We start from the raw sequence: 11,918 nt of genomic DNA, 5'->3' as shown, positions 1-11,918 counted from the left end.
CTCCGCTAGCCGCCGCGCAGCAGGCGCAGCAGCGCCTCGGCGTCGAGCTTGGCGCTGACCTCGCCTCCCTCCAGCAGGCTGTCGGCCAGATCGCGCTTCTGCCCGTGCAGGGCGAGGATGCGCTCCTCGATGGTGTTCTCCGCCACCAGCCGGTAGATGGTCACCGGGCGCTGTTGGCCCATACGGTGGGCGCGGTCGCTGGCCTGGTCCTCCACCGCCGGGTTCCACCAGGGATCGAGATGGATCACGTAGTCGGCGGCGGTCAGGTTGAGGCCGGTGCCACCGGCCTTGAGGCTGATCAGGAAGATGTCGCCGTCGCCGCCCTGGAAGGCTTCCACCCGCGCCATGCGTTCCTTGGCCGGGGTCGCGCCATCGAGGTACTGGTAGCGGATGCCGCGCTCCTCCAGCCACTTGCGGACGATGCTCAGGTGATCGACGAACTGGCTGAACACCAGCGCCTTGTGCCGGCTGTCGAGCAGTTCCTCGACGATCTCGGCGAAGGCCGCCAGCTTGCTTCCCGGCAGGTCGCTGTCCGGCAGGACCAGGCTCGGATGGCAACAGAAACGCCGCAGCCGGGTGATTTCGGTGAGCACCCGCAGCGACTGGCTGCCCTCCTCGCCGCTCTGGCTGATGGACTCCAGCGCCTGCTGGCGCATGGCCTCATAGAGGTGCTGCTCGGCGTCGGAGAGCGGTACCCGGTAGACCACCTCGGTGCGCGCCGGCAGTTCGTCGAGCACCTGACTCTTCAGGCGGCGCAGGATGAACGGCTGGATCAGCGCCTTGAGCGCCTTGCGCGCGCCCTGATCGCCACGCTCGATGGGGCCGGCGAAGCGCTGGGTGAAATGTTCGCGGCTGCCGAGCAGACCGGGATTGATGAAGCGGAACAGGTTCCACAGCTCGCCCAGATGGTTCTCCAGCGGTGTGCCGGTGGCGACCAGGCGGAAATCCGCCTGCAGCGCCATGGCCGCCTGGGAGCGCTTGCTGGCGGCGTTCTTGATCGCCTGCGCCTCGTCCAGCACCACGGTGGTCCAGCGCTGCGCGGCGAAGGACTCGGCGTCCTGCTGCAGCAGGCCGTAGCTGGTCACCACCAGGTCGCGCGGCCCCAGCCCGTCCAGGCTACGGCTCTCGCGATAGGCGTGCAGGCGCAGGGTCGGCGCGAAGCGGGTGGTCTCGGCCAGCCAGTTGGGCGTCACCGAGGTCGGCGCCACGACCAGTTGGGGCCCTTCGGCGGATCGGTGCAGCAGCAGGGTCAGGGTCTGCAGGGTCTTGCCCAGGCCCATGTCGTCGGCCAGACAGGCGCCGACGCCCCATTTCGCCAGCCGCGCCATCCAGTCGAAACCCTCCAACTGGTAGTCGCGCAGCTCGGCCTGCAGGGTGTTGGGTACCCGCGGCCGATAATCGCGCAGCGATTCGAGGCGGGACAGATGCTCCTTCCAGGCGGCGTCGGCCTCGAAGCAGCCCACCTCCTCGGCCAGTTCGGCGAGCAGCGGCGCGGTCAGCGAATTGAGGCGCAGGCCCTCGGCGCCACTGCGCTCGGCCAGCCGGCCCAGTTCGTCCAGGCGCCGGCGCAGGCTGCTGCCCAGGGCCAGCCAGTCCTGCTCGCCGAGGCGGACGAAGCGCCCCGGATTGCTCTGCAGCAGTTCGAGCAACTGGCGCAGCTTCAACACGCGGCCGTCGTCGACCACCACTTCGCCGTCCAGCTCGAACCAGTCGCCGCACTGGCGCAGGCGCAACTGCAACTGGCGCAGGCCGGGCCGGGCCCTGATGCGCATGCGCTCGCCCTCGGGCCAGACGCATTCGAGCAGTTCGGCATCCAGCGCCTGCAGTTCGCTCAACACCTGCAGGGCGGCCTGCGGTTCGGCCAGTTGCCATTCGTGCCCCTCGCTGTCGGCCTCGGCCAGCGCCGGGCAGGCCTGCAGCACCTGCTTGAGCTTCCGGCGCTCGGCCTGCAGGTCGCGCACCGCCTGCAGCGGCTTGCCGTCCTGCTCGCCGAGCACGCTCTCGGCGCCCTGCCCCGGGCGGAACCAACTGCCGCCGGCCAGCGGCCGCACCAGCAATTGCAGGCGCAGACCGTCCTGCAGCGGCAGCAGGTGGGCGTACAGCTTGCCGTCGGCGGTTACCTTGTCGATGTTCACCGCCAGTTCCGGCAGGTCCGAGTGGATCGGCAGAAGCGGCGCGATGCTACCGATGGTTTCCATCAGTTGCGCCTTGGCCGCCTGCGGCACGGTCAGCCCGCCGCCGATGATCTCAGCGATCTGCCGGGCCTCGCGGCCGAGCGGATAGACCACCAGGCGGGTCGGGGTTTCCCGCTCGATGAACAGCCCCTGGCAGTCCGCGATCCCCTCGGGACTCAGCGCCAGGTGGATCTGCGCACCGCGCTGCCGCAACTCCAGGGCCACGCTGCCGGCCAGCAGATCGATGCGCACCTCCGGCGCATCGCTCCAGAACAACGCCGGATGTCCGACCAGATGCGGCAGGGCACGCTCGCCGTCGAGCTGGTAGCGGATGCCGAAGGCGTCGCTGTGCATCTGGATCTGCTGGATGGCCCGGCGGTCCTGTTCCAGCAGGTAGTCGAAGCTGCCGGTTTCCTCGAGCAGGCGCTTGAGCGACACCGGCCGGCCCTTGCTCCACTGGCCCTTGGCGCCGAGCCGCTGCTCGCGCGGCTCGATGGCCGGGCTCGGGGTGAGCGGACTGCCGATCATCCAGGCCAGGCGATGACTGCTCTGCGGCTGCGGCGGAGCGCTGCTGCGGGCGCCGGGACGCAGGGCGGCCAGCGCGGCCAGCGCGTGCTCCCACAGCTCCTGACGGCGATACAGGTCGACCAGCGGACGCAGCCCCAGGCTCCGGTGCCAGTCCGCCTGCGCCGGGGGCAGGCCGAACTGCCGTTCGAGCAGGACATCCAGTTCGGCCGCCAGCCAGGCATAGCCCTCCTCTTCCAGCTCGGTACGGAACTGCGCCAGGCGGCGCTGCCAGGCGGAGGACGCCGGCGCATCCATCCAGTACAGGGCGATCGCGGTCAGCAGCCCGTCGAACCCCTCGAGCCGCTGAACCCGGTAGGCCGGATCGGCACCGCGCACGCCCTTGCCCTGGAACTGCTCGAAGAGCTTCTCGAACATCTGATAGGCGGTGCCGAGGCCTTTCTTCAGTCCCAGCCCCAGCGCCTGGCGCAGCGCGGCATGCTGCTGGCCGTCGCCGTCGACCAGCAGGAGCAGGCAGTAACAGGCGTTGAGCGTGGGCGGTAGCTCGACCCGGCGCTTGCGGCTGCCGCGCTGGATGCGGATGTACTCCTGGATCTGTTCCAGGGCCTCGCCCGGCTTTCCGCGCAGCAGATACTCGAAGACTCCGCCGAAAGGCACCCATTCGCTCCGGCCGAGTGCCTCGAAACGCGTCCAGTCGCCGCGCCAGAGCGCCTGCAGGAATAGCTGGAAGGCCAGTTCGGTGGACTTCGCCTGGTCGCTGTCGAGCAGGGCCAGCCCCTGCCGGTAGGTCTCCCCGGCCGCCACCAGCCCCTCGTTGGCGCGGGTCAGGTAGTCCTCCAGCAGCACCTCGCGAACGCCCGGGGTGAGCCGGGCGAACAGTTGCCGGCCGGTTTCGTCGGCCAGCAGTTGGCCGCAGGGGTGCGGCAGTTCGCTCCGATCCGCCTCCATGCCGAGCAGCAACTGGGTCAGCTCCGGCACCTCGCCCGCCAGCAGGGCCAGCCAGAGGCCGCGCCACAGGCTCACCGGCAGGCCGCCCGGCGTGGCGACGGCATGCTCGACCAGTCCGCCGCGCAGCTTGGGCCACCACTGCGGCTCGCTCTGCAACAACAGCAGGACCTGGTTGCAGGCCAGCGGATTCAGCCTGAAAAAATCGCGCTCGTCGCCGCGCTCCAGCCACTTCAGCCGCTGCAGGGTTTCCAGCATCTCGCCCAGCGCCACGCCGTCCATGGCCCGACTGGTCGTGGCGCGCACGCCAAGGCGCTTGAGCTGTTCGAGCAGGGTGCTCTTGTTCCTCGGGCTGGCCAGGAACAGGACATAGAGCAGCGCCTTGTAGGCATCGGGAAGGCTGGCTAGGGTCGAACGGACGGCTGGGCTGGACATGGGGACCCCAAAAGCGGTGAAACAGAGGATTGCAGGATCTTAGCAAGCTAACTCATTTATCTGGCGAGAGGCCAACAGCGGCATGATGAAGCACCCGCGCCCGCTGCGGAACATCGTACGATTGCCGTACAGCCCCCGATAGCCGTAGTCTCGGAAAATCAGGCGTTTCATCCACCGAACGATCGGAACCAGCGGTCAGGCAGGCCACCATGAGCAAGAACGACAAGAGCAACATCCCTTATGCCCAGCGCGAACAGGGTTACCGGGAGAAAGCCCTGAAGATGTATCCCTGGATCTGCGGTCGCTGCGGCCGGGAGTTTTCCGGCAAGCGTCTCAGCGAACTGACGGTCCACCACAAGGACCACAACCACGACAACAACCCCGAGGACGGTTCGAACTGGGAACTGCTCTGCCTGTACTGCCACGACAACGAGCATTCGCGCTATACCGACAGCCAGTACCAGACCGCTCCCCGCCCGGGCGCCGACCTGGGTCCGAAGACCACCTTCAAGGCCTTCGCCGGCCTTGGCGAGTTGCTCGACAAGGGCAAGCAGGACTGACCCCCCTCGCCGCCCGTTCCATCCCGCGGAACGGGCCGACCTCCCGTCCGGCGGCCGCCGACAAGCCGCAAGCGCCCCACTGCTAGACTCAAGAGGGGCTCATCCCCACATCGATCGACCATCCGCCGGAACGTCTTTGCTATGCAGCGGGAGGTGAACATGAACCGGCACTACTACGTCAGCGACGATCTGGACGATCTGGAGCGGGTCGAGCAGGAACTGGAAGCCGAGGGTATCGATACCGAGCAAATCCACGTACTGAGCGAGCAGGATGCCGAACTCGAACGGCACCGCCTGCACAGCGTGCCCTCGGTCATGAAGACCGACATGGTCAGATCCGGCACGCGCGGCCTGCTCATCGGCGTGCCGCTGGCCATCCTGGTACTGGTGGTCGCCCACTTCGGCGGCTGGACGAACACCACCTTCGGCTGGATACCCTTCATCTTCCTGGCCCTGGTCCTGTTCGGCTTCAGCATCTGGGAGGGCGGCTTCCTCGGCATCCAGAAGAACAACCGCTACTTCGGTCCCCTGCAGGACCGGCTGCAGCAAGGCAAGCACGTGTTCTTCGTGGACGTCGAGCCGGATCAGGAGACGGTGCTCGAACAAGTCATCCGCCATCACCCGAAGCTGGAAGTCGCCGGGATCGGCACGGCCATGCCCCACTGGATCATGAGCGGGGAAAAGAAATGGCACCACTTCAAGAACAAGCTTTGACTGCCGGCCGGAGATGCCGGGCGGCAAGAACGGGGACGCTCGCGCGCCCGTGACCGCAGGTCCCGGACCGGGTGGAAACCGCTTCCGGTCCGGGGAGTCGCCGGGCTTATTTGATCAACAGCACGGGTACCGCGACCTCGTGCACCACGCGGGTGGAAACCGAGCCCATGATCAGGTTGGAGAAGTTGGTCATGCCGCGGGTTCCCATCACCACGAGGTCGCAGCCGAGCAGCGCGACCGCCTTGGCGATCTCCCCCACCGTCTCGCCCAACTCCTCGTGGGCGGTGGCTTCGAGGCCGTGCGCGCGGAGAAGCTCGACTCCCTTCGCATTGATCTTGCGCCCATGCTCGCGGGCGGCGTTGACCAGGCTTTCCAGCATAGGGCCGGCGACGTAGTCGCCGTACATGATCGGATGGCCCTGGACGTTCAGCAGATGGATCTCCAGATCCGGCAACCGCTTCACCAGTTCCACGAGATAGAGCAAGGCGCGCTTGGCGCTTTCGGAACCGTCGAACGGAACAAGTACTTTCTTCATGGACTGCACACTCGTTGCGCCTGGTGGATGAAAAGATCGCGAAAGACCCGGCAACCGGGAATTCCCTCAATGCCTGGGATGCAGGCGCTCGTTCAGTTCGTCGACGATCGGCGCCCAGTCGGCGTCCTCGAGCAGTTCCTCCTTCAGCAAGGTGGCCTGGGCCGGCGTCCAGAAGGGAGCCTCCGACACCGCCACATCGTCGGACAGCATGTGGCTGCCGATGAAGGTATCGATGCTGGAAGGGTCCGACTGCAAGCCCAGTTGATCGAACAGTGTGGACAGGTTGCGGATGGGCATTTCCATCTTTCTTCCTCCTCTGTTGCCTGTTGGGGAACGCGCGTGTCGCTTCCTTTTAACCATAGCGGAAAATCCGCCGACGGCCGCTTGACCCAGGGCAACCTCCAGCACGGAGCCCCTCCCATCCATCGACTGGCGGAGAAAAGGCTAGGTGATCCACCTGCGAGGAGGTAGAGTAACTCCACTGTGCTGCATGCATTACCGTGAAACGATCCGCTCGAAGTTATTCCGATCCTTTTTCGATTGCTCTTTGCACCCAGTCAACGCCCGGACCGAGCCGGTCCGGTATCCAACTTTGTCCAAGGAGACAATCCATGTCCAATCGTCAAACCGGTACCGTCAAGTGGTTCAACGATGAAAAAGGCTTCGGCTTCATCACCCCGGAAAGCGGCCCCGACCTGTTCGTTCACTACCGCTCCATCCAGAGCAGCGGCTTCAAGAGCCTGCAGGAAGGCCAGCGGGTTTCCTTCGTGGCGGTGAAAGGCCAGAAAGGCATGCAGGCCGACGAAGTGCAGGTGGTTTGACCGCCTGTACCTCAGCGTACAAAAGGAACCGGCCTTCGGGCCGGTTTTTCATTTCGGGTGATCACCCCTGGCAGAGGAGAAGCTTCCATGGTCACGCGAGTCGCAGGATCGAACGGCAAGGCCAAACCGGACCCCAGCCGGGAAACCCATGAATCCCTCGATGCCCTGATTTCCGCTTTTCTCCGAAGCGGTGGCGAGATTCAGCAGATCGCCAACGGCGTCAGCGGCCAGGTCGCCGGCCCGCCCAGCCGCCACATCAAGCTCGGCAAGAAGTAGCCGGAGCCGCCGCCTCAGGATTGCCGATAGCGCACCAGCCGCCGCAGCAGCGGCCGGCCCGCCAGGTGCAGAAACACCGGTGCGCCGGCGATCAGGTAGAAGTAATAGGTGACGGCGCGCCAGATCAGGATCGCCGCCCCGCTGGTCGACTTGCCGACCAGCGGGGCGAGCAGCGCCGCCGAGGCCAGCTCCGCCCCGCCGGCGCCGCCCGGCAGCAGGCTGGCCTGCCCGGCGCTGAGCGCCAGCATCTGCACCAGGAAGGTCCAGGCCCAGGACAGCTCGCTGCCCAGACCGCGCAGGGTCAGGTAAAGCACGCTGTAGCGCAGCCCCCAATGCGCGACGCTGAGCAGGAACACGCCGAGCAGCAGCGGGCGCGGCAGACTCAGGCTCTGGCGCAGGGCGTTGCGAAAGCGCATCACTTTGCGCGCGTATTGCAGCCGGCGCCGCGTGCTCACGCCCAGGCGCTGCAACAGCCGGCCGTTGAGGCGGAACATCTGGCGATGGAAGCGACCGAGCAGGAACAGCAGGACGAACACCCCCACCAGCAGGCCGGCGCTGACGCCGAGCAGCCAGGCGAGGTGCGGGCTCAGGGCATGGGACAGGGCATAGACCAGAATGCCGAGCAGCGCGCAGGCGAACACCAGCAGGTCGGTGAGCTGGTCCACCGCATAGGTGGCCGTGCCCTGCGCCGCCGATACCCCGCGGCGCATCAGCAGCGCCATCAGGGTCAGGGGCCCGCCGGCGCCGCCCGGTGTCGCGCAGATGGCGAACTCGGTAGCCATGACGATGCCCAGCGCGTCCTTCTGGGATAGCCGGAAGCCGGGCAGGAGCAGGCGCAGGCGCAGCGCATTGAGGTTCCAGCAGACCAGGATGATGCCGAGCATGGCCAGCAGCAGATTGGCCGGAAAACCCTGCACCAGCCGCCACAGCCCGGTGCCGCCGAGCAGCAGGGGGATCAGCAGGGCAGCGAGCAGACCGCCCAGCAGCAGCCACAGGCCACGGCTCATGCGCCGCTCCCCGGCGCTTGCGCGGACTGCCGCTCCAGCCAGCCGATCTTGGTCAGCGGCCGGCGCCCTTCCGTCAGCAGGCGCACCAGCAGATCCACCCAATAGTGGCGGGAAAAGTCGTGGCGCATATCCACCGGGTGCAGGCCGAGACGCAAGAGCGGCGCCTGCCGATGGCGGGCGGCGAGGCCGCTGCAGACCAGCCGGGACAGACCGCGGCGCCAGTGGCTGCGGGCGCTCCAGGTCAGGCCGGGGGCACCGATGGCCTGGAAATCCGGCAACCGGTAGAGGTGATGCAGGTCGCTGGTATAGCGCAGCGGGGTTTCCCGCAGGGCCTGGCGGGTGCCTTCGCTCATCAGCCAGGCCGGGGCGACGAAGCCGTGCAGCGGCCAGCCACAGTGCCGGAACACCTCCATGCCCCGTTCGAGGCGCTGGCGCGCCTGGGCCTGGTCGAGCCGGTAGAACTCGCCCTCGCGGGTGTAGACGCGGCGCATCAGCCAGTCCTTCGGATTGCACGGCGGCGGCGCCTCGTCGCAGTGGTGATAACCGTGCAGGACCAATTCGTCGCCGCGCGCCAGCCGCGCGTCGAGCTTGCGTCGCAGTTCGAGGTGCGCCGTCAACGGCTGGCGGTGATGGAAATCCGGTACCACCAGCCAGGTGATGGGCACGTTGCCCAGGGCGTCCACCACCGCGACGAAATTCCGGTAGTCGGCCCAGGTTTCGGGGGCGACATCGTGCAGGACCAGCAGCAGATGGCGCTCAGACATTCACGGCGACCGGCAGCTCGGCCGTGCCCAGCACGGCATGGTAATGGGCGAGCAGACCGGCGACCACGGCATCCCAGGCATGGTGGGCCTCGACGTGCTGGCGCGCCTGCCGTCCCAGCCGGGCGACATCGCCCTCGAACAGCTCGCGCACGGTCGAGGCCATGGCCCGGGCGTCGTTGGGCCGGCACAGGCGGCCTGCGCTGAACGGCACTATCTCGGCCAGCGCTCCGGCGCGCGCGGCGACCACCGGAATACCGCAGGCCATCGCTTCCAGCACCACCAGGCCGAAGGTTTCCTGGTCGCCGGCATGCAGCAGCACATCGCTGCTGGCCATCAGCCGGGCGACCGCGGCGGCCGGCTGGAAGTCGTTGATCACCGTGACGTTGTCCGGCACCCGACGCGGCATGTCGGCGCCGACCAGCAGCAGATGGTAGGGCGCGCCGAGGCGCCGGGCGACCTCCAGCAGGATGTGCAGGTTCTTCTCGCGCGCCCCGCGGCCGGCGAAGATCATCAGCCGGGTTTCCTCGGAAAGCCCCAGCTCGCGCTTGAGACCCGGATCGCGGCGCATCGGCTGGAAGACCTCCAGATCGACGCCCAGCGGCTGCACGAACACCTCCCGCACGCCCAGGCGCAGGAGCTTTTCCGCCATGATCCGGCTGGGCGCCAGCACCCGGTCGAACTGGCCGTAGAGATACGCCACGTAGTCGTTCACCCGCTCGCCGCACCAGGCACCGACGCGCTTGGCGGCCAGCCGCGGCAGATCCGAATGGTAGAAGCCGACCACCGGGATGTTCAGGCGCCGGCCGGCGTCCAGCGCGGCCCAGGCCGTCACGTAAGGATCGCCGACCTCGATCAGGTCGGGCTGCAGATGCTGCAATTGCTGACGCCAGGGCGCGCGGCGCAGCGGAAAGCGATAGCCCTTGGCGAACGGCAGCAGGGGCGCGGGAACCTCATAGATGCCGGCCTGCTCACGGTAGCCGGCGCCTGGCACCAGGACGCTGTGGCGCACCCCGGAATACAGCCGCAGGCGACGGTGCTTGGCCTCCAGATAGGTCCGCACGCCACCGCTGGCGGGGGCATAGAACATGGTCATATCGGCAATGTGCACGAGCTTCCTCCATCCGAAGGCCTTCGGTGCCGGCCGCCTCGCTCCCGCGGCGGAATAGGTTCCGTCCGCGGACAGGCGGTCCCGCCATGAAAACCGCAGTGCTGTAGCAAAAAGATAGTCTGTGCCCGTTTCGGCGTCAGGAAATCGATTCCCGGCGAACACGGGCGAATATGCCCGGACGTTGCAGTAAAACCGGGGAGCATCGGGGTAGACCGACCGGAACGCCGTGGAGTTTCTTTCGGGCCTGTCGACCCGGCTCCATGGCTGGGCCGTCGCATCCGCAAGGGTCGTTGGAAAAGCGGCCATCCCTGGCCGCCGGATCGGTCGCCGGTGGGCGCGCGAAGGCGCCCGGCCGGCGTGGGGAATGGCCGCTCAGGCCAGTTGGACGTTGCTCGGCAGGCGCTTGCGGGCGGCCAGCGGATGGTCCGAGAAGGGTTTGAAGCGCTCGAAGCCGGTGACGATCAGCGCCCCGCCGGCATGCTCGAACTCCTCCTTGAGATGGCTCAGGAACTCCATGAAGGTATGGTCCACCAGATGGGCCTCGGCAAAATCGATGATCACCGTGGAACTACGATCGAGCTGGGCGAACAGCTTCTTGAAGCCCAGCAGATTGGAGAAGATCGCCGCCCCGCCGACCTTGATCCGTTCCTCGCCCCCCTGCCGGGAATGCTCGTAGCGGGCCTTGAAGAAATTGCCGAACGGCACCCGGTGTATCAGGTTGAACGCCAGTTCCGTGGCGATGCCGGCACCGACGCCGATCAAAAGGTCGGTGGCCAGCGTCACCAGCACGGTCACCACGAAGATGACCAACTGTTCGGCGCCGATGCGGTAGACCTTGAAGAACTCGTGGGGCGAGGCCAGGCGGTAGCCCACGGCGATCAGCAGCGCCGCCAGGGCCGCATTGGGGATCATCTCGATGACCGGGATGAACAGCAGCATGGCGACGAACAGGAACAGGCCGTGGAAGAAGTTGCTCCAGCGGCTGCGGGCGCCGAAGGCGACGTTCGCCGAGCTGCGCGCCACCTCGGAAATCATCGGCAGGCCGCCCAGCAGTCCGGACAGGGCGTTGCCCGCACCCACCGCGACCAGGTCCCGGTTGGCGTCCGAGGCGCGCTTCCAGGGGTCCAGCCCGTCGACGGCCTTGACCGTCAACAGGGACTCCAGGCTGCCGATGAACAGGAACATCAGCACGTACTTCCAGAACACCGCGGTGCCGATCAGGGAAAAGTCCACGTTCAAGCCGACGTTGGCCCAGAAGCCGCCGATGGTCACCATGTCGAACACCGGCTCGGTGTGCTTGAAGTCCATGGCCAGCGCCATGGGCACGGTGACCAGCAGGACCAGCATCGGCGCCGGCACCTTCTTCAGTCCCGGAATCTTCAGCAGCGGCATGCCGAAGATGATCGCCAGGCTGACGAGGCCGACCAGCGCCACGCGGGAGTCGGCATGCATGATCGAGGCGGGAATCCGCTCGAACAGCTCGACCAGTTCCAACCCCTTGAGGCTGGCCGGATCGATGCCGAGCAACACGTGAATCTGCTTGGCGAAGATGATCAGACCGATCGCCGCCAGCATGCCGTGCACGACCGAATGCGGAAAGAAGTCGCTCAGGGCGCCGAAGCGCAGGAAACCGAACAGCATCTGCAGCACGGCCGCCACGACGATCGCGCCGAGCGCCAGGTGCCAGCCCTGGGCGCCGCCGCCGAACTCGATCACGGCGCCGGCGCAGATGGTGATCAGGCCGGCGGCCGGCCCCTTGATGGTGAGCCGCGAGCCGGCAAACAGACTGACGAACATGCCGCCGATCATCGCCGTCAGCACGCCCATGGCCGGCGGGAATTCGCTGGCCTTGGCGATGCCGAGACTCAAAGGAAGCGCCAGCAGGAATACCAGGAATCCCGATATCGCATCGCTGCGCCAGTTTTGTTTGAGGCCTTTGAGGCCATCCTCTGGAATTGCACACGCTTTCATAAGGCAATGACTCCTTCGATATTTACATGCACTTTCAAATGCTTGGTACGAATATCTCTGGCAAGAACTTTTCAATGAATCGG

The 11,918-nt window shown here is 66.8% G+C and carries 11 protein-coding genes; 4 read left to right on the top strand and 7 right to left on the bottom strand.

Annotated features, from left to right (window positions below):
• Positions 1 to 5: 5 nt before the first annotated feature.
• Positions 6 to 4,079: a DEAD/DEAH box helicase gene (locus AVCA_RS08230; RefSeq protein ID WP_012700423.1), complete on the bottom strand. Its 4,074-nt coding sequence runs from the start codon at positions 4,077 to 4,079 to the stop codon at positions 6 to 8.
• A gap of 209 nt (positions 4,080 to 4,288) precedes the next feature.
• Here AVCA_RS08230 and AVCA_RS08225 point away from each other — a divergent pair, with 209 nt between their 5' ends.
• Both AVCA_RS08225 and AVCA_RS08220 read left to right on the top strand, forming a co-directional pair.
• Entirely contained in the window at positions 4,289 to 4,639 is a 351-nt protein-coding gene (locus AVCA_RS08225; RefSeq protein ID WP_012700422.1) for a YajD family HNH nuclease, read from the top strand.
• Between the two features lie 159 nt (positions 4,640 to 4,798).
• On the top strand, positions 4,799 to 5,353 hold the full coding sequence (locus tag AVCA_RS08220; RefSeq protein WP_041807526.1) for a hypothetical protein: 555 nt from the start codon (positions 4,799 to 4,801) through the stop codon (positions 5,351 to 5,353).
• Positions 5,354 to 5,459: 106 nt separating this feature from the next.
• On the opposite strand, the gene AVCA_RS08215 is transcribed toward AVCA_RS08220, so the two are convergent.
• Complete coding sequence (locus AVCA_RS08215; RefSeq protein WP_012700420.1) at positions 5,460 to 5,888, bottom strand: universal stress protein; 429 nt, start codon at positions 5,886 to 5,888, stop codon at positions 5,460 to 5,462.
• Between the two features lie 66 nt (positions 5,889 to 5,954).
• Positions 5,955 to 6,191, bottom strand: coding sequence for a DUF2789 domain-containing protein (locus AVCA_RS08210; protein ID WP_012700419.1), 237 nt, complete (start codon positions 6,189 to 6,191; stop codon positions 5,955 to 5,957).
• A gap of 308 nt (positions 6,192 to 6,499) precedes the next feature.
• Here AVCA_RS08210 and AVCA_RS08205 point away from each other — a divergent pair, with 308 nt between their 5' ends.
• Positions 6,500 to 6,709 (top strand): cold-shock protein, encoded by a 210-nt coding sequence (locus AVCA_RS08205; protein ID WP_012700418.1) that lies wholly within the window; start codon positions 6,500 to 6,502, stop codon positions 6,707 to 6,709.
• 87 nt (positions 6,710 to 6,796) lie between these two features.
• Positions 6,797 to 6,985, top strand: a complete 189-nt coding sequence (locus AVCA_RS08200) for a hypothetical protein (RefSeq protein ID WP_012700417.1) — start codon at positions 6,797 to 6,799, stop codon at positions 6,983 to 6,985.
• Between the two features lie 14 nt (positions 6,986 to 6,999).
• On the opposite strand, the gene AVCA_RS08195 is transcribed toward AVCA_RS08200, so the two are convergent.
• The 4 genes from AVCA_RS08195 to AVCA_RS08180 form a co-directional block, all read right to left on the bottom strand.
• Positions 7,000 to 7,992 carry a lysylphosphatidylglycerol synthase transmembrane domain-containing protein gene (locus AVCA_RS08195; RefSeq protein ID WP_012700416.1) on the bottom strand — a complete coding sequence of 331 codons (993 nt, stop codon included), beginning with the start codon at positions 7,990 to 7,992 and terminating at the stop codon, positions 7,000 to 7,002.
• Positions 7,989 to 8,756: a DUF2334 domain-containing protein gene (locus AVCA_RS08190; protein ID WP_012700415.1), complete on the bottom strand. Its 768-nt coding sequence runs from the start codon at positions 8,754 to 8,756 to the stop codon at positions 7,989 to 7,991. The genes AVCA_RS08195 and AVCA_RS08190 overlap by 4 nt, the downstream gene beginning before the upstream one ends.
• The gene (locus AVCA_RS08185) at positions 8,749 to 9,864 is read right to left on the bottom strand and encodes a glycosyltransferase family 4 protein (RefSeq protein WP_041807102.1); all 1,116 of its coding nucleotides are present in this window, start codon (positions 9,862 to 9,864) and stop codon (positions 8,749 to 8,751) included. The genes AVCA_RS08190 and AVCA_RS08185 overlap by 8 nt, the downstream gene beginning before the upstream one ends.
• A 372-nt stretch (positions 9,865 to 10,236) precedes the next feature.
• Positions 10,237 to 11,835 (bottom strand): SulP family inorganic anion transporter, encoded by a 1,599-nt coding sequence (locus tag AVCA_RS08180; protein ID WP_012700413.1) that lies wholly within the window; start codon positions 11,833 to 11,835, stop codon positions 10,237 to 10,239.
• Positions 11,836 to 11,918 lie beyond the last annotated feature (83 nt).

This window comes from Azotobacter vinelandii CA, from assembly GCF_000380335.1.
Lineage (GTDB): Bacteria > Pseudomonadota > Gammaproteobacteria > Pseudomonadales > Pseudomonadaceae > Azotobacter > Azotobacter vinelandii.
This window is presented reverse-complemented; position numbering and strand designations above follow the sequence as displayed.

Bases quoted from the DNA above. Each gene is read 5' to 3' on its own strand.
- AVCA_RS08190 (WP_012700415.1), bottom strand. From the start codon at position 8,756: ATGTCTGAGCGCCATCTGCTGCTGGTCCTGCACGATGTCGCCCCCGAA.
- AVCA_RS08220 (WP_041807526.1), top strand. From the start codon at position 4,799: ATGAACCGGCACTACTACGTCAGCGACGATCTGGACGATCTGGAGCGG.
- AVCA_RS08205 (WP_012700418.1), top strand. From the start codon at position 6,500: ATGTCCAATCGTCAAACCGGTACCGTCAAGTGGTTCAACGATGAAAAA.
- AVCA_RS08195 (WP_012700416.1), bottom strand. From the start codon at position 7,992: ATGAGCCGTGGCCTGTGGCTGCTGCTGGGCGGTCTGCTCGCTGCCCTG.
- AVCA_RS08180 (WP_012700413.1), bottom strand. From the start codon at position 11,835: ATGAAAGCGTGTGCAATTCCAGAGGATGGCCTCAAAGGCCTCAAACAA.
- AVCA_RS08215 (WP_012700420.1), bottom strand. From the start codon at position 5,888: ATGAAGAAAGTACTTGTTCCGTTCGACGGTTCCGAAAGCGCCAAGCGC.
- AVCA_RS08200 (WP_012700417.1), top strand. From the start codon at position 6,797: ATGGTCACGCGAGTCGCAGGATCGAACGGCAAGGCCAAACCGGACCCC.
- AVCA_RS08210 (WP_012700419.1), bottom strand. From the start codon at position 6,191: ATGGAAATGCCCATCCGCAACCTGTCCACACTGTTCGATCAACTGGGC.
- AVCA_RS08230 (WP_012700423.1), bottom strand. From the start codon at position 4,079: ATGTCCAGCCCAGCCGTCCGTTCGACCCTAGCCAGCCTTCCCGATGCC.
- AVCA_RS08225 (WP_012700422.1), top strand. From the start codon at position 4,289: ATGAGCAAGAACGACAAGAGCAACATCCCTTATGCCCAGCGCGAACAG.